General features: G+C 71.9%; 14 protein-coding genes and 1 tRNA gene. 10 read left to right on the top strand and 5 right to left on the bottom strand.

Annotated features, from left to right (window positions below):
• The first annotated feature begins 88 nt into the window (after positions 1–88).
• The 7 genes from Srubr_RS31870 (at position 89) to Srubr_RS31840 (ending at position 8,312) form a co-directional block, all read left to right on the top strand.
• On the top strand, positions 89–742 hold the full coding sequence (locus tag Srubr_RS31870) for an SCO family protein (RefSeq protein WP_189994824.1): 654 nt from the start codon (positions 89–91) through the stop codon (positions 740–742).
• Positions 739–1,206, top strand: coding sequence for a copper chaperone PCu(A)C (locus Srubr_RS31865; protein WP_189994826.1), 468 nt, complete (start codon positions 739–741; stop codon positions 1,204–1,206). Before Srubr_RS31870 ends, Srubr_RS31865 begins: the two co-directional genes overlap by 4 nt.
• A gap of 13 nt (positions 1,207–1,219) precedes the next feature.
• Entirely contained in the window at positions 1,220–3,262 is a 2,043-nt protein-coding gene (locus tag Srubr_RS31860; RefSeq protein WP_189994828.1) for a copper resistance CopC/CopD family protein, read from the top strand.
• 8 nt (positions 3,263–3,270) lie between these two features.
• Positions 3,271–4,551, top strand: coding sequence for an iron uptake transporter deferrochelatase/peroxidase subunit (gene efeB / locus Srubr_RS31855; RefSeq protein WP_189994830.1), 1,281 nt, complete (start codon positions 3,271–3,273; stop codon positions 4,549–4,551).
• 204 nt (positions 4,552–4,755) lie between these two features.
• Positions 4,756–5,688 (top strand): prephenate dehydratase, encoded by a 933-nt coding sequence (pheA, locus tag Srubr_RS31850; RefSeq protein WP_189994833.1) that lies wholly within the window; start codon positions 4,756–4,758, stop codon positions 5,686–5,688.
• A 552-nt stretch (positions 5,689–6,240) separates the two neighbouring features.
• The gene (gene serS, locus Srubr_RS31845) at positions 6,241–7,518 is read left to right on the top strand and encodes a serine--tRNA ligase (protein WP_189994835.1); all 1,278 of its coding nucleotides are present in this window, start codon (positions 6,241–6,243) and stop codon (positions 7,516–7,518) included.
• A complete protein-coding gene (locus Srubr_RS31840) occupies positions 7,515–8,312 on the top strand; it encodes an HAD family hydrolase (protein WP_189994837.1) in 798 nt (265 codons plus the stop codon). The genes serS and Srubr_RS31840 overlap by 4 nt, the downstream gene beginning before the upstream one ends.
• A gap of 246 nt (positions 8,313–8,558) precedes the next feature.
• On the opposite strand, the gene Srubr_RS31835 is transcribed toward Srubr_RS31840, so the two are convergent.
• The 5 genes from Srubr_RS31835 to Srubr_RS31815 all read right to left on the bottom strand — a co-directional run bounded on the left by Srubr_RS31835 (position 8,559) and on the right by Srubr_RS31815 (position 12,437).
• Positions 8,559–8,645 (bottom strand) — tRNA-Ser (locus Srubr_RS31835).
• A gap of 290 nt (positions 8,646–8,935) precedes the next feature.
• A complete protein-coding gene (locus tag Srubr_RS31830; protein WP_189994839.1) occupies positions 8,936–9,655 on the bottom strand; it encodes an ABC transporter permease in 720 nt (239 codons plus the stop codon).
• Positions 9,656–9,665: 10 nt separating this feature from the next.
• Positions 9,666–10,577, bottom strand: coding sequence for an ABC transporter ATP-binding protein (locus Srubr_RS31825; RefSeq protein WP_189994841.1), 912 nt, complete (start codon positions 10,575–10,577; stop codon positions 9,666–9,668).
• Positions 10,574–11,482 carry an ABC transporter permease gene (locus tag Srubr_RS31820; protein WP_189994843.1) on the bottom strand — a complete coding sequence of 303 codons (909 nt, stop codon included), beginning with the start codon at positions 11,480–11,482 and terminating at the stop codon, positions 10,574–10,576. Before Srubr_RS31820 ends, Srubr_RS31825 begins: the two co-directional genes overlap by 4 nt.
• The gene (locus Srubr_RS31815) at positions 11,472–12,437 is read right to left on the bottom strand and encodes an ABC transporter ATP-binding protein (RefSeq protein WP_189995316.1); all 966 of its coding nucleotides are present in this window, start codon (positions 12,435–12,437) and stop codon (positions 11,472–11,474) included. The genes Srubr_RS31820 and Srubr_RS31815 overlap by 11 nt, the downstream gene beginning before the upstream one ends.
• A 238-nt stretch (positions 12,438–12,675) precedes the next feature.
• Between Srubr_RS31815 and Srubr_RS31810 the strand changes: the two genes are divergently transcribed.
• The 3 genes from Srubr_RS31810 to Srubr_RS31800 all read left to right on the top strand — a co-directional run bounded on the left by Srubr_RS31810 (position 12,676) and on the right by Srubr_RS31800 (position 16,382).
• Positions 12,676–13,518, top strand: a complete 843-nt coding sequence (locus Srubr_RS31810; protein ID WP_189994845.1) for a M24 family metallopeptidase — start codon at positions 12,676–12,678, stop codon at positions 13,516–13,518.
• Positions 13,515–15,269, top strand: a complete 1,755-nt coding sequence (locus Srubr_RS31805) for an SDR family oxidoreductase (protein ID WP_189994847.1) — start codon at positions 13,515–13,517, stop codon at positions 15,267–15,269. Before Srubr_RS31810 ends, Srubr_RS31805 begins: the two co-directional genes overlap by 4 nt.
• A gap of 210 nt (positions 15,270–15,479) precedes the next feature.
• Positions 15,480–16,382, top strand: a complete 903-nt coding sequence (locus Srubr_RS31800; RefSeq protein ID WP_189994849.1) for an LLM class flavin-dependent oxidoreductase — start codon at positions 15,480–15,482, stop codon at positions 16,380–16,382.
• Positions 16,383–16,412 lie beyond the last annotated feature (30 nt).

Below are 16,412 nucleotides of genomic sequence, written 5' to 3'. Positions count from 1 at the left end.
GTGTACCGGGCGTCGCGCGGGGCCGTCCCCGCGCGGCTCCGCGCGACCCCGGTGCGCGCCGGAGTTCACACATCTGGGACATTTTCCTATGCGCAAGAAGACGTTCGCCGCGGCGGCGCTGCTCGCCGCCGCCACCCTGACCCTCTCCGCCTGCGGCAGCGGGAACGACGACAACGCACCGATCGCCGTGGTCTCGGGCGGCACCGAATCGAACAAGCCCGCCACCGTCCTCGACCAGCCGTTCGACAAGCCGGCCCTGGTCCTCACCGACAGCCACGGCGAGAAGTACGACCTCCGCAAGGAGACCAAGGGCCACCCGACCCTCGTCTACTTCGGCTACACCCACTGCCCGGACATCTGCCCGGCCACGATGAGCAACATCGCCGTCGCCAAGAAGGCGCTGCCCAAGGCCGAGCAGGACGCCCTGAAGGTCGTGTTCATCACCACCGACCCCGACCGCGACACCCCCGCCGAGCTGGGCAAGTGGCTCAAGGGCATCGACCCCGGGTTCATCGGGCTGACCGGCGACTTCGCCAAGGTGCAGGCCGCCGCCCGGTCCCTCGGCATCGCCGTGGAACCGACGAAGAAGGACAAGAACGGCAAGCTCGTCTCCATGCACGGCACCCAGGTCGTCGCCTTCTCCCCGAAGACCGACGCCGGTTACGTCCTCTACGGCGAGAACGCCTCGGCGGACGACTACACCAGGGACCTGCCCAAGCTCGTCAAGGGAGCCAACCCGTGAGGCGCCGGGCCGTCCTGACCGCGGGCGCGCTCGCCGCCGCGCTGGCCCTCACCGGCTGCTCCGCCTCCGCGGCGGACTCGGACTCCAAGGCGGCGCGGTTGTCCGTCAGCTCTCCGTACATGCCCCAGCCCGTCTCCGCCGACATGGCCGCCGGATTCCTGACGATCACCAACGAGGGCGGGGCCGGCGACGAGCTGACATCGGTCAGCAGCGATGTCGCCGGGCAGGTCACCATGCACAGCACCACCGGCGGGGCCATGGCGGAGGAGTCCTCCTTCCGCATACCGGCGCACGGCCGGCTGGTGTTCCGCAGCGGGGGCAACCACCTGATGTTCGAACAGCTGAAGCGTGCGCCGAAGCAGGGCCAGACGGTCAGCGTGAAGCTCACCTTCGCCAAGTCCGGGCCGCTCACCGTCGAGATGCCGGTGAAGTCCGCGACGTACAACCCGTCGACCGGCCACTGAGGGAGGGACCACCGTGAACCGGACCACCGCCCCCCGTCTGCGGACCCTGCTGCTGCTCCTGCTCGCCGTCACCGGCGCGCTGCTGGCGGGCGCCTCACCCGCCTCCGCCCACGCGGCGCTGACCGGCAGCGAACCCGCGCAGGGGGTGGTGGCCGGCACGGCACCCAGCCAGGTGTCGCTCACCTTCTCCGAGACGGTGGCCATGGGCGACGACTCCGTGCGCGTCCTCGACCCCCAGGGCAAGCCGGTGCAGACGGGCAGCCCCGCCAACGTGAGCGGGACGACGTACGCCGTGAAGCTCAAGAGCGGCCTGGCCAAGGGCACCTACACCGTCACCTACCAGGTCGTCTCCGCGGACAGCCACCCCGTCGCCGGCGCCTTCACCTTCTCCGTCGGCGCGCCCTCGCAAACCGTCGTGACCGGCACCGCGCCGGCCGCGGGCGGCGGGGTCGTGGGCGGGCTCTACGCGTTCGGCCGGTACGTGTCGTACGCCGGTTTCATCGTGCTCGCCGGCGGCGCGGCCTTCGTGCTCGCCTGCTGGCGGCGCGGCGCGGGGGTACGGGCCGTGCAGCGGCTCGTCGTCGGCGGCTGGATCGCGCTGACCGCGGCCACCCTGTGGCTGCTGCTCCTGCGCGGCTCGTACACCACCACCGGAAAGTTCGCCGACGTCTTCGACCTCGACCTGCTCGGTCAGGTGCTCCAGACCAAGACCGGGGCCGCGCTGGTCTCCCGGCTGCTGCTGCTCGCCGCCGCCGCGCTGTTCGTCGCCGTCCTCTTCGGCACCTACACCCGGCGCGAGGACGCCGCCGAGAAGCGCGACCTGACCTTCGGGCTCGCGGTCGGCGGAGTGGTCGTCGCGGCCGGGCTCGCCACCAGCTGGGCCATGGCCGAGCACGCCTCCACCGGGCTCCAGCCGGGCCTGGCCATGCCGGTGGACGTCGTCCATCTGCTGGCCGTCGCCGCCTGGCTGGGCGGGCTCGCCACCCTGCTGACCGCGCTGTACCGGGCGCCCGCCGAGCACCCGGTCGAGGCCGCCGCCGTCCGGCGCTTCTCCCGGCTGGCCTTCGGCTCGGTCCTCGCGCTGGTCGCCACCGGCGTCTACCAGTCCTGGCGGCAGCTCGGCTCCTGGTCGGCGTTCACCGAGACCCGCTACGGGCAGCTGCTGCTGGCCAAGATCGCCCTGGTGGTGGTGCTGGTCGGCATCGCGGGCCTGTCCCGCCGGTGGACGGGACGGCTCACCGACCGGAGCGCGGACGCGGAGCGGGCGCGCACGGACCGGGTCCCGGCCGCCACGCCGACCGGTGGCGGCGGCGCGGAGGAGAACGCCGGTGGCGGTGGCTTGGAGGAGAACGCCGGTGGCGGTGGCTTGGAGGGGAAAGCCGACGAACCCATCGGTGACGGCAGCGCGGACGGGAAGGCCGGTGACCCCACCGGCGGCGGCGCGGACGGGACGGCCGGTGACCCCGGTGACGCCCGGCGGGCCGCCCAGCTCGCCCGGCAGCGCGCGGCCGTCGACGCCGCCCGGCGGAAGCGGCTGCGCGACGCCGACGAGAACCGCTTCGGACTGCGCCGCTCGGTGCTCGCCGAGGCCGGTGTCGCCCTGGTACTGCTCGCCGTCACCACCGCGCTGACCCAGACCGAGCCGGGCCGTACCGAGCAGGAGGCCAAGGCGGCCACCTCGTCCTCGGCCGGCTCCGGCACCTCGGCGGCCTCCGGCGCGCTCACCCTGGACATGCCGTTCGACACCGGCGGCACCGACGGCAAGGGCGTCGTCCGCGTCGACCTGGACCCCGCGCGGGTGGGCGGCAACACGATGCACGTCTACGTCCAGCGGCCCAACGGCCGGGCCTTCGACGTCCCGGAGGTGAAGATCTCCTTCACCCTGGAGGCACAGAAGATCGGCCCGCTTCCCGTGAACCCGGACCACATCACCACCGGCCACTGGTCGGCGAACGGGGTGCAGCTTCCCGTGGCCGGCGACTGGAAGATCTCCGTCACGGTCCGCACTTCCGACATCGACCAGGCCACCGTCTCCAAGAACGCGCAGATCGGCTGAACCGCACCATGCCCGACCAGTCCCTCTCCCAGGTCCGCACCCCCGACGCCCCGGCGGCGGAGCCCGTGGCCCGCGCGAGCGGTGTCTCCCGGCGCGCGCTGCTCGGCACCGCAGGCGCCACCGGGCTCGTGCTCGGCGCGGCCGGCGGGGCCGTGGGCTATGCCGCCGCGCCCGCCGGGGCCACCCCGCTGACCGCGCTCGGTGCCGGCCGGGCGATGTTTCACGGGAAACATCAGCCCGGCATCACCGAGGGCCTCCAGGCACGTGGCCATCTCGTCGCGTTCGACCTGGTGGCGGGCGCGGGCCGCAAGGAGGCGGCGGCCCTGCTGCGCCGCTGGTCGGCCACGGCCGAGCGGCTGATGGCGGGCGAGCCCGCCCCGCACGACGACACCGATGTGGCCCGGGACGCGGGGCCGTCCTCGCTGACCGTCACCTTCGGCTTCGGGCACAGCTTCTTCGGCAGGACCGGGCTTGAGAAGCAGCGGCCGGCCGCGCTGGACCCGCTGCCGGACTTCTCCTCCGACCGGCTCGACAAGGCCCGCAGCGACGGCGACCTGTGGGTGCAGATCGGGGCGGACGACGCCCTGGTCGCCTTCCACGCGCTGCGCGCGATCCAGAAGGACGCGGGGTCGGCCGCCCGGGTGCGCTGGCAGATGAACGGCTTCAACCGCTCCCCGGGGGCCACCGCGCACCCCATGACGGCCCGCAACCTCATGGGCCAGCTCGACGGCACGGGCAATCCGAAGCCGTCGGACGCCGACTTCGACAAGCGGATCTTCGTGCCCGCCTCGGGCGAGCCGGCGTGGATGGCGAACGGCTCCTACGCCGTCGTACGCCGCATCCGCATGCTCCTGGACGACTGGGAGAAGCTGTCGACCACGGCCCAGGAGCAGGTCATCGGGCGCCGCAAGGCCGACGGGGCGCCGCTGTCCGGCGGTGGCGAGACGACCCCGATGGACCTGGAGAAGGCCGACGCCAACGGTGACTACCTGGTCCCGCTCAACGCGCACGCCCGGATCACCCGGCCCGACCGCAACGGCGGCGCGGCCATGCTGCGGCGGCCCTTCTCCTACCACGACGGCATCGACGCGGACGGCACCCCGGACGCCGGTCTGCTCTTCATCTGCTGGCAGGCCGATCCGCTGCGCGGCTTCGTCCCGGTGCAGCGCAAGCTCGACCGGGGCGACGCGCTGTCGCAGTTCATCCGGCACGAGGCGAGCGGACTGTTCGCGGTGCCGGGCGGGGCGGCGAAGGGCGAGTACGTGGGTCAGCGGCTGCTGGAGGGATGACCGCGGTCGACTGAGGCTGCCTGAGGACGCCTGCGGACGCCTGCGGACGCCTGCGGACGCCTGCGGACGCCTGCGGACGCCTGCGGACGCTCGGATGGCCGAACCGAGGCCGCTTGGGGGACTAACCGGGTTCAAACCACCCGGCCGAGTGGTATTCCCGAGACACCCGCGACGGGTCTCCCCGCGGCCATTAGGGTGAGGACCATGCCAGCCAGCTATGCCTATCTCGGCCCGGAGGGCACCTTCACGGAGGTCGCCCTGCGCACGCTTCCGGAGACGGCCACCCGGGAGCTGATCCCGTACGTGTCGGTGCAGTCGGCGCTGGACGCGGTCCGGGCCGGCGAGGCCGAGGCCGCGTTCGTGCCGATCGAGAACTCCGTCGAGGGCGGCATCACCACCACCCTGGACGAGCTGGTCGCGGGCGAACCGCTGATGATCTACCGCGAAGTACTGCTGTCGATCACCTTCGCGCTGCTGGTCCGGCCCGGCACGAAGCTCGCGGACATCAAGACGGTCTCCGCCCACCCGGCGGCCCAGCCCCAGGTGCGCAACTGGATGCGCGCCCACCTGCCGGACGCGGTCTGGGAGTCGGCCGCCTCGAACGCGGACGCCGCCCGCCTGGTCCAGGAGGGCCGCTACGACGCGGCTTTCGCGGGCGAGTTCGCCGCCGCCCGGTACGGCCTGGAGGCGCTGGAGACCGGCATCCACGACGCGGAGAACGCGCAGACCCGTTTCGTGCTGGTCGGCCGACCGGCCCGGCCCGCCGCGCCCACCGGTGCCGACAAGACCTCGGTGGTGCTGTGGCAGCGGGACGACCACCCCGGCGCGCTGCGCGACCTGCTCGGCGAGTTCGCCTCGCGCGGCATCAACCTGATGCTGCTCCAGTCCCGGCCGACCGGAGCGGGCATCGGCAACTACTGCTTCTGCATCGACGCCGAGGGCCACATCGCCGACCGGCGGGTGGCGGAGGCGCTGATGGGGCTGCGGCGGATCTGCCTCCAGGTGCGTTTCCTCGGTTCCTATCCGCGGGCGAACATGACGCCGGGCGAGGCCCGGCCGACCCTGCCGGGGACGTCGGACGAGGAGTTCATGGCGGCGGCGGACTGGGTGGCGCGCTGTCAGGACGGCCGCTTCTGACCGGTCGTACGGCCTGACGAACGTTATCCACAGAAGTTATCCACAGGTGCCCTTCTCGACCTGGGGACAAGTCGACAGCGGGCGGGCACAGGGTCGACAAATCGCCCTACCGCGGCCGGTCGAGGTCATCGCTCCCTGACCCGCTCTTCGTCCACCCGTTTCCACTGGTTCATCTTTCAGGGCGACCGTTTTCCACCCGAACGTGGGCGTCGACGACGTTTGACCCGGGAATTCTTCGGCCCGCCGAGACTTTCCCCAGTGATCAATTCCGGAGTCCACAGATCTTCCACACAGCCTGTGGATAACTCTTGGGAGGGTGTGGATCTCTGTGGACAACCGGCCCGCCAAATCCCGTTCTCCACAAGGGAATCGGGTCAACCGGACACCCGCGCCCTGCTCCGTCCCAGGGAGTGAGACACTTTCGGCTTGACCTGCGGCGCACCGGAGGGAACACCTCCGGCAATTACCGCATAACGGAACGTAAGCCTCGAATGCGAACTCACCGTAATAGTGATTCGTGAGCCGAGACCCGGCACCGGTAGCCTTGGCCTCGTGATTGACCTTCGCCTGCTTCGTGAGGACCCCGACCGTGTGCGCGCGTCCCAGCGCGCCCGTGGAGAGGACGTCGCGCTCGTCGACTCCCTCCTGTCTGCCGACGAGCGGCGCAGGTCCTCCGGCGTCCGCTTCGACGAGCTGCGCGCCGAGCAGAAGCAGCTCGGCAAGCTGATCCCCAAGGCCGCCGGCGAAGAGAAGGCAGAACTCCTCAAGCGTGCCGAGCAGCTGAAGGCCGACGTCAAGGCCGCCGACGCCGAGCGCGACGCGGCCGACGCCGAGACCCAGGAGCTGCTGCTCCGGCTCGGCAACCTCGTCCACCCCGACGTGCCCGTCGGCGGCGAGGAGGACTTCGTCACGCTGGAGACGCACGGCACGATCCGCGACTTCGCCGCCGAGGGCTTCGAGCCCAGGGACCACCTGGAGCTGGGCCAGCTGCTCGGCGCGATCGACGTCGAGCGCGGTGCCAAGGTCTCCGGCTCCCGCTTCTACTTCCTCACCGGTGTCGGCGCCCTGCTGGAGCTGGCCCTGGTGAACGCGGCGATCGCGCAGGCGACCGCGGCCGGCTTCACCCCGATGCTGACCCCCGCGCTGGTGCGCCCGCAGTCCATGGCGGGCACCGGCTTCCTCGGCCAGGCCGCCCAGGACGTCTACCACCTCGACAAGGACGACCTGTACCTGGTCGGCACCTCCGAGGTCCCGCTGGCGGCCTACCACATGGACGAGATCATCGACGCCGACCGGCTGCCGCTGCGCTACGCGGGCTTCTCCCCGTGCTTCCGCCGCGAGGCCGGCTCGCACGGCAAGGACACCCGGGGCATCTTCCGCGTGCACCAGTTCGACAAGGTCGAGATGTTCTCGTACGTCGCCCCCGAGGACTCCCAGGCCGAGCACCAACGCCTGCTGGAGTGGGAGAAGCAGTGGCTGACCTCGCTGGAGCTGCCGTACCGCGTCATCGACGTCGCCTCCGCCGACCTCGGCTCCTCGGCCGCCCGCAAGTTCGACTGTGAGGCGTGGATCCCGACCCAGGGCAAGTACCGCGAGCTGACCTCGACCTCGGACTGCACCGAGTTCCAGTCCCGTCGGCTGTCCATCCGGGTCCGCGACGGCAAGCAGGTCAAGCCGCTGGCCACGCTCAACGGCACGCTGTGCGCCGTGCCGCGCACCATCGTGGCGATCCTGGAGAACCACCAGCAGGCCGACGGCTCCGTCCGCGTCCCCGAGGTGCTGCGCCCGTACCTGGGCGGCCGCGAGGTCCTGGAGCCGGTGTCCCGGTGAGCTTCCCGTACGGGCTCATCGCCACCGACCTCGACGGGACGCTGCTGCGCTCCGACGAGTCGATCTCGCAGCGCACCCGTGACGCGCTCGCCGCGGCCACCGCGGCGGGCGCGGCCCACATCGTCGTCACCGGCCGCGCGGTCCCCTGGACCCGGCACGTCCTGGACGACCTCGGTTACGACGGTCTGGCCGTCTGCGGCCAGGGCGCCCAGGTGTACGACGCCGGCGCGCACCGCCTGCTGACCTCGGTCACCCTGGACCGGCAGCTGGCGGGCGTGGCCCTGGCCAAGATCGAGGCCGAGGTGGGGCCGCTGTATCTGGCGGCCAGCCGGGACGGTCTGGACGGCGAAGTGCTGGTCGGCCCGGGCTACGCGATCACGGGCCAACTGCCCGGCACCCCGCTCACGGACGCCTCCGACCTGTGGGCGGCGCCGCTGAACAAGATCTACATACAGCATCCGACGCTGGCCGACGACGAGCTGGCGGAGGCGGCCCGGCAGGCGGCCGGCGGCTTCGTCACGGTGGTCATGGCGGGCGCGGGCATCGTGGAGCTGCTCCCGCTCGGCCTGTCCAAGGCCACGGGTCTGTCGCTGGCGGCCCGCCGCCTGGGCCTGAAGGCGGCCGACACGATCGCCTTCGGCGACATGCCCAACGACATCCCGATGTTCGCCTGGGCGTCCCGGGGCGTGGCCATGGCCAACGCCCACGCGGAGCTGAAGGCGGTGGCCGACGAGATCACGGCCTCCCACGACGAGGACGGCATCGCGGTGGTCCTGGAACACCTGCTGGCGTAGCCCGTCGGCCGACAGCGCCCGAAGGGGCGCGGGCCGTGTCCGACATGCGGCTCCGCCGCGTGCGCGTGCCCGGCCACAGGGGTCCCGCATCAGACAACGAACCCCGGCCCGGGCAGGCGCGCCTCTGAAGGAGCGCGGGACTGTGTCCGATGTGCGGCTCCGCCGCATGGGCGCGCTCGGCCGCACCACCCTGCACTGGGCAACGAACCCCGGCCGAGGCGGCCGAGCCCCAGTGGCAACGTCTCGCGGAGGATGCACGGATCGAACGTGCGCGGGCTTTCCAGCCCGACCACGGCTTAGCAAGCCGGTGCCTTGCCACTCGGCCAATCCTCCGGGTGGGCGGCCTCACGCGAGCGTGGTGCTCGCGTGCTCGAAGCGGCCGCCCCGGGCGGTTCCCTGGCTCTACGGAGAGATGGCGAACTACTCCGGAGCCGGCCTCGGGCCGCCCTGACGGGAGCCGGGCGTACTGCCGTGCATGGACATCGCCCACCTCCACTCCCGGTTCATGTCGCCGGGGCGGTCCCGGCGGACGGTGCACGACCACTGTGCCCCGCCGCCGAAACGGACGCCACCGAATAAAGGACGCGTGGAGAAGGGCCGGACAGGAGGCGGCTCCGGCTTGCTCACTCCTCGCCGGCGAGCGTCAGCGACCGCAGCTTCTGACCGGCGTACCAGGTGGCCAGGACGGTCACCGCCACCAGCAGCACGGTGGCCGTCGGCAGGCCCACGTCGGAGGTCACCAGCGGTCCGTCGGCGATCTTGTGGGCGACGGCCAGCGACCACTGCTGGACGCTCAGGGTGCGCGCGCCCGGCACCAGGGATCCGAACAGCGCTTCCCAGACCAGGGCGTAGACGAGCCCGAACACCACCGCGTGCCGGGAGACCGTGCCCAGCAGCAGGAACAGCGCCGAGTAGGCGATGGAGGAGACCAGCGCGGCGACCGTGTAGGCGACGGCGACCTGCTGGCCGTTGCCGTTCAGGATCAGGCCCGCGATCAGCGTCGGCACGGCCGAGAAGACCATGGTGACGGCGATGGCGACGATGAGCTTCGTGAAGATGATCGTGGGCCGCTTCAACGGCTTGGACAGCAGATAGACCACGGAGCCGTCGTCGATCTCGGGGCCGATCGCGCCCGTGCCCGCGATGACGCCGATGATCGGGACCATGGTGGCGAGTGCGAAGCCGCCGAGGACGTCGGAGGCGGTCTGGTCGTCGGCCCCGGTCAGGGCGCGCACGGCCACGGAGATCACGATCAGCAGCAGCGGCAGCGCGCCGAGGATGAGGGCCCGGCGACGGCCGAGCAGGGCCCGGTAGGTGAGCCGGGCGACGGTGGGGTCGTACATCTTCGGCCTCCTACGCCGCGACCAGGTACGAGAAGACGGACTCCAGGGACTCGTCGGACGGCGAGACCGTGAGGAGCCGGATGCCGTGGTCCCTGGCGACCTTCGGCAGCAGGGCGGTGAAGCGGCCGAAGTCGACGGCCTGGATGCGCAGCGCGCCCTCGGCGTGGTCGACCTCGATGCCGGCCGTGGAGGGATCGGCGATCAGCGCGGCCGCGAGGGCGCGGTCGTCGCTGGAGCGCACCAGGTAGCGGTGCGGGCGGTCGGTCATCAGACGGCGGATCCGGCGGAAGTCGCCGCTGGCCGCGTGCCGTCCGGCGACGACGACCTCGATGTGCCGGGCGAGCTGCTCGACCTCTTCGAGGATGTGCGAGGAGAACAGCACCGTGCGGCCCTCGTCGCCCATCTTGCGCAGCAGGTCCATCAGTTGCATGCGCTGGCGCGGGTCCATGCCGTTGAACGGCTCGTCCAGCAGGAGCAGCGACGGGTCGTGCACCAGGGCGCTCGCCATCTTCACGCGCTGCCGCATGCCCTTGGAGTACGTGGCGATCTTCCGGTCCTGCGCGTACTCCATCTCCACCGTGGCCAGGGCGCGCTGGGCGGCCTTGGCGTCGAGGCCGTGCAGTTCGGCGTTGGCGAGGACGAACTCGCGGCCGGTGAGGAAGTCGTACATCGCCTCGCGTTCGGGGACGATGCCGATGTGCCGGTAGATGGCCTCGTTGCGCCACACCGGCTGGCCGTCGAGGGTGACGCTGCCGGTGGAGGGGGCGAGGAAGCCGCCCATCATGTTGATCAGGGTGGACTTGCCGGCGCCGTTGGGGCCGAGCAGTCCGGTGACACCGGGGCCGATGGTCATGGTGATGTCGTTGACGGCGACCACGTTGCCGAACCAGCGGGAGACGTGGTCGATGTTCAGGGTGGTCACAGTCCCACCTTGCGGTAGCGGCGGACGAGGATGCCGTAGCAGGCGGCGATCAGGCCGAGGACGAACAGGACGTGGGCCACGCCCTGGCCGGCGGAGGGACCGCTGCCGCCCGGATAGGCGGAGCTGCCGCCGAGGAACGCGGACTGCACGCCGTCGATCAGCGTGATCGGCGAGAACAGCCCGATCCACGGCACGGCGGAGCCGCTGCCCTGGGTGTCGGCGATGGCCTGGAGGGTGGAGACCGCGCCGTAGGAGATGGTCAGTACGGCGATCACGGCGGCGATGCCGAAGCCACGGCGCGGGGTGAAGGCGGCGATGACCAGACCGATGCCGGCGAAGAGCAACGAGAGGAGGGCCACGGAGACCAGTCCCTGGGCGAATTCCTTGGTCTGATGGGCGAAGTCCATCTTGGACAGCAGCGCGCCCACGTACATCACCAGCAGCGGGGCGCCGGTGAGGATGAAGAGCGCGGAGGCCAGCGCCGCGAACTTGGCGCGGACGTAGTCGGCGGTCTCGATGGGCCGCGAGAAGTACAGCGGCACGGTCTTGAAGCGCAGGTCGCGGGAGACCGCCTGGGGTGCCTGCGAGGCGACGTACAGGCTGATCACGGCCTGGGTGACGATCGCGTACCGGGTGTAGGACACCGGCAGTTCGTGTGCCTTGGTGACGACGGCGACGGCCACCATGATGGCGGCCGGCACGCACATCACCGCGAACAGCAGCATCGGCAGCACCTTGGACTTCACCGAGCGGCCGAGGCCGTAGGCGCCGCGCAGGGACTGCGAGTACAGCGAGCGGCGGGCGTAGGAACGGCCGAGGCGGGGGCCGTCGTAGCCGCGGTAGCCGATGTCGTGGATGCGGCTCTGGTCGCCGGCGGGCGTTGCCGGGGGATGCTCAACGGCCATGGCCGACGGCCTCCTTCCGCTGTTCGTCGCTGCTGGTGAAGACCTCGGAGATGTGGTGCCGGCGCTGCTCCATGCGCACCAGGCCGAGGCCGAGGTCGGCGACCACGTCGCGGACCAGGTCGTACGTCTCCTCGCCGGTGGCGGTCAGCAGCAGGATGTGCCCGGCGCCGGGCAGTCCGCCGGCCTCCGCGTGGGCCACGGCACCGCGCGCGTGCAGCGCCTCGCGGAGCGCGCGGGTGCCGTCGGGGTGTGCGTCGCTGTCGGTGACCTCGATCGCGAGGGTGGTCGTGGTCTGGGTGAAGTCGGTGGTGGAGCTGGAGCGCAGCAGCTTGCCGCCGTCGATGACGACGACGTGGTCACAGGTGCGCTCCAGCTCGCCCAGCAGATGCGAGGTGACCAGGACCGAGATGCCGAAGTCGCTGTGGATGCGGCGGATCAGACCGAGCATCTCGTCCCGGCCGACCGGGTCGAGTCCGTTGGTCGGCTCGTCCAGGAAGACCAGCTGGGGGTCGTGCACCAGGGCCTGGGCGAGCTTCACGCGCTGCTTCATGCCGGTCGAGTAGCCGCCGATGGGGCGGTAGCGCTCCTCGTACAGCCCCACGTGGCGCAGGGTGTCGGCGGTGCGCTCGCGTGCGGCGGTGGGCGGCAGGCCGGACATGCGGGCCATGTGGACGACGAACTCGGTGGCCGAGACGTCCGGCGGGAGGCAGTCGTGCTCCGGCATGTACCCGACGCGCTCGCGGATGGCGGCGCCCTCGCCGGCGACATCGAGGCCGAGCACCTCGGCCCGGCCCTCCGTGGCGGGGGACAGCCCCAGCAGGATCTTGATCAGGGTGGACTTGCCGGCGCCGTTGGCCCCGACGAGTCCGGTCACACCGGGTCCGATGTCCACGGACAGCCGGTCGAGCGCGGTCACCCGGGGGAACCGCTTGCTCAGGCTTTCGGTCGCGATCACAGTCACGCCTTCGACGGTAGTGATCCGGACCACGTTCGTCGTCAGACCTCAGAGCCGTTTCCTCGTCCGCCCCAGGTATTACGGGACCCTAAGGGTCACCCACCCAGGGGGGCACGGGCGCGGCGGACGGCCGTGGTCCACGCCCCTTGATCCCGCCTATTGACGCCGCCTCTAACAAGTGCCAGATTCGCGTGTGTCAAGTTACGGACGCGTAGCGCGCTCGACGGGACGGGGCGGCATGACGACGGCAGTGAGCAGCGAACCCTCCGTGGACCTGCGGGGATTCAAACGGGTGCAGCGCCTGGCCTACGAATGCGCGGAGGCCGTCGCGGCCCGGCTCGAACCGGGGGTGACCGAGCGCGAGGCGGCGCGGATGCAGCGGGAGTGGCTGCGCGAGCGCGGGGTGCGGGACTGGTTCCACCTCCCCTTCGCCTGGTTCGGCGACCGCACGGCCTTCGCGCACTTCCGCATACCGCTCCAGTTCTTCCCCACCGACCGCGCCCTGGAGCCGGGGATGCCGTTCATCCTGGACCTGGCGCCGGTGTACGAGGGCTACCCGGCGGACGTCGGCTACTCCGGCTCGCTGGGCGTGAACCCGGTGCAGGACCGCCTGATGGCCGACTTGGAGGCACACCGGGAGCTGATCCTGCGCGAGGTGCGCGAACGACGCCCGCTGCGCGAGATATACCAGGACGTGGACCGGCTGATGGTCCGCCAGGGTTACGCCAACCGGCACCGCGCCTACCCCTTCGGGGTGATCGCCCACAAGGTGGACCGGGTACGGCCGCGCCGCTGGTCGCCCCATCTGTTCGGCTTCGGCACGCAGTCCCTGAGGGGCCTGGCCTCCGACGCGCTGCACGGCCACCGCGAGGGCTGGTCGCCGCTGTGGTCGCCGTACCGCTTCTCGGACCACCCGCCGCAGCCGGGCCTGTGGGCGGTCGAACCGCACCTCGGCTTCCGGGGAACGGGCGCGAAGTTCGAGGAGATCCTGGTGGTCACCGACTCCCGGGACGCCGAGGAGAGCGCGTTCTGGCTGGACGACGATCTGCCGCACGTGCGGCGCTGGGCGGAGGAGAAGTGACCTTGGAGGGTGCACGCGAGCGCCGGGTGCGTACCGGCGGGGTCGACCTGTGCGTGGCCGAGCTGGGCGACCCGGCCCAGCCGACCGTCGTACTGGTGCACGGCTATCCGGACAGCAAGGAGGTCTGGTCGGAGGTGGCCGTACGGCTCGCCGAACGCTTCCACGTGGTGCTCTACGACGTCCGCGGCCACGGCCGCTCCACCGCGCCACGACCCCTGCGCGGCGGCTTCACCCTCGCCAAGCTCACCGACGACTTCCTGGCCGTCGTGGACGCGGTCAGCCCGGACCGGCCGGTGCACCTCGTCGGGCACGACTGGGGCTCGGTGCAGTCCTGGGAGTTCGTCACCGTCGGCCGCACGGAGGGCCGCATCGCCTCGTTCACCTCGATCTCGGGGCCGTCCCTGGACCACTTCGGGCACTGGATCGACGCGCGGGTGAAGCGTCCGACGCCCCGGCGGGTGGGCCAGCTCCTCGGCCAGGGCGCCAAGTCCTGGTACGTCTACCTGCTGCACATCCCGGCCCTGCCCGAACTGGCCTGGCGCGGCCCGCTCGGCAAGCGCTGGCCCGGGATCCTGGAGCGGGCCGAGGGGGTCCCGGCCGGCGACTACCCGACCGCCTCCCTCCCCTCGGACGCGGCGCACGGCGCCTGGCTCTACCGGGACAACGTCCGCGCCCGGCTGCGCCGGCCCCGCCCGGACGCCTACGCCCACGCGCCCGTGCAGCTCATCACCCCCCAGGGGGACGTGTTCCTGTCGGAGCGGCTGTACGACGACCTGGACCGGTGGGTGCCCCGGCTGACCCGCCGCACGCTGCCCGCCGGGCACTGGGTGCCGCGCACCCGCCCCGATCAGCTGTCGGCGTGGATCGAGGAGTTCGTCGTGTCCGTGGAAGGCGGCAGGCCCGTCCCGCGGCCCACCGGCCGGCACGCCGAACGGTTCGCCGGGCAGCTGGTGCTGATCACGGGCGCGGGCAGCGGCATCGGACGGGCCACGGCGTTCGCCTTCGCGGAGGCCGGCGCGCGGGTGATCGCCGTCGACCGCGACGCCGAGTCCGCGGCCCGCACCGCCGAGCTGTGCCGGCTGGTCGGCGCGCCCGAGGCGTGGGCCGAGCCGGCCGACGTCTCCGACGAGCAGGCCATGGAGAAGCTCGCCGAGAAGGTGCACCGCGCCTACGGCGTGCTGGACGTGCTGGTCAACAACGCGGGCATCGGCCTGTCGGGCTCCTTCTTCACCACGACGACCGACGACTGGCGCTCGGTGCTGGACGTGAACCTGTGGGGCGTCATCCACGGCTGCCGGCTCTTCGGGGCCCGCATGGCCGAGCGCGGCCAGGGCGGCCACATCGTCAACACTGCCTCGGCCGCGGCCTACCAGCCCTCCCGCCTGCTGCCGGCCTACAGCACCTCCAAGGCGGCGGTGCTGATGCTCTCCGAGTGCCTGCGCGCGGAGCTGGCCCCGAGGGGGATCGGGGTCACGGCGGTCTGCCCGGGCATCGTCAACACCAACATCACCGCCACGGCCCGCTTCACCGGCGTGGACGCGGCCGAACAGCGCCGTCGCCAACAGCGGTCCGCCCGCCTGTACGGCCTGCGGAACTATCCGCCGGAGAAGGTGGCCGACGCGATCCTGGACGCCGTCGCCCGCGACAAGCCGGTGGCTCCGGTGACCCCGGAGGCCAAGGGTGCCCATCTGCTGTCCCGGCTCGCGCCGGGGCTGCTGCGGAGGATCGCGCGGGTGGAACCGAGGCTGTGAGGGCGGGGGACGGGTGCCCCCGGGCGTCACGTCCCCGCCGGTTGTCCACAGTTTCGTCAATTCGCCTGTGGATAACCGCACTTCGTTGTGGATCAAACCTGCGGCCGGGAAAACCCGCGTGATCTGCGTCTCCTCCGGCGGCTCCCTCACGCGCCCCCGCGCGGTGACTGTTTTCGTCCGACACCGACGGGCCCGCTTACGCTCGGACCCATGAGTCTGCGTCTGAGCACCGTGATCCTTCCGTACCGCCGCTGGCACGAAGGCGCCCGTTCGGCGTGGGTGCGCGCCGAGCAGCTCGGCTTCCACGCGGCGTACACCTACGACCACCTGTCCTGGCGCAGCTTCCGTGACGGCCCCTGGTTCGGTGCCGTCCCGACCCTGACGGCCGCCGCCGCGGTCACCGACCGGCTGCGCCTGGGCACACTGGTCACCTCGCCCAACTTCCGCCACCCGGTGACCCTCGCCAAGGAACTGATCTCCCTGGACGACATCTCCGGCGGCCGGATCACCCTGGGCATCGGCGCGGGCGGCACCGGTTTCGACGCGACCGCCCTCGGCCAGGAGCCCTGGAGCCCGCGTGAGCGCGCGGACCGGTTCACCGAGTTCGTCTCCCTCCTCGACCGGCTGCTCACCGAGGACGCGGTGACCTACGAGGGGCGCTTCTACTCGGCCCACGAGGCCCGCAACATCCCGGGCTGTGCACAGCGGCCCCGGCTGCCGTTCGCCGTGGCGGCGACCGGCCCGCGCGGTGTGAAGCTCGCCGCGCAATACGGCCAGGCGTGGGTGACCACCGGCGACCCGAAGCTGTACGAGACCGGCACGCCGGAGCAGTCCGTCGAGGCGCTGCGCGGCCAGATCGGCAGGCTGGCCGAGGCCTGCGAGGCCGCCGGGCGGGACGTGGCCGGACTGGACAAGGTGCTGCTCACCGGCTTCACCCCGGACCGCGGCCGGCCGCTGTCGTCCCTGGACGCCTTCGTGGACTTCGCCGGCCGCCACCGCGAGCTGGGCTTCACCGAGATCGTGATCCACTGGCCCGTCCCGGACTCCGGCTTCGCGGCGGACGAGAAGGTCTTCGAGCGGATCGCCATGGAGGCGCTCGCCCAGCTCGACTGACGGGGGAGGCGGGCGCTTCCGCCCCTCTCC

Source organism: Streptomyces rubradiris, assembly GCF_016860525.1.
Taxonomy (GTDB): Bacteria; Actinomycetota; Actinomycetes; order Streptomycetales; family Streptomycetaceae; genus Streptomyces; species Streptomyces rubradiris.
The sequence above is the reverse complement of the archived record's forward strand: the minus strand, read 5'-3'. Positions and strand labels throughout refer to the sequence as shown.

What these genes read in the sequence shown, in the direction of transcription:
- Srubr_RS31820 (WP_189994843.1), bottom strand. Translation starts at nt 11,482, where the DNA reads ATGGCCGTTGAGCATCCCCCGGCAACGCCCGCCGGCGACCAGAGCCGC.
- Srubr_RS31800 (WP_189994849.1), top strand. Translation starts at nt 15,480, where the DNA reads ATGAGTCTGCGTCTGAGCACCGTGATCCTTCCGTACCGCCGCTGGCAC.
- Srubr_RS31810 (WP_189994845.1), top strand. Translation starts at nt 12,676, where the DNA reads ATGACGACGGCAGTGAGCAGCGAACCCTCCGTGGACCTGCGGGGATTC.
- efeB (WP_189994830.1), top strand. Translation starts at nt 3,271, where the DNA reads ATGCCCGACCAGTCCCTCTCCCAGGTCCGCACCCCCGACGCCCCGGCG.
- Srubr_RS31830 (WP_189994839.1), bottom strand. Translation starts at nt 9,655, where the DNA reads ATGTACGACCCCACCGTCGCCCGGCTCACCTACCGGGCCCTGCTCGGC.
- pheA (WP_189994833.1), top strand. Translation starts at nt 4,756, where the DNA reads ATGCCAGCCAGCTATGCCTATCTCGGCCCGGAGGGCACCTTCACGGAG.
- Srubr_RS31870 (WP_189994824.1), top strand. Translation starts at nt 89, where the DNA reads ATGCGCAAGAAGACGTTCGCCGCGGCGGCGCTGCTCGCCGCCGCCACC.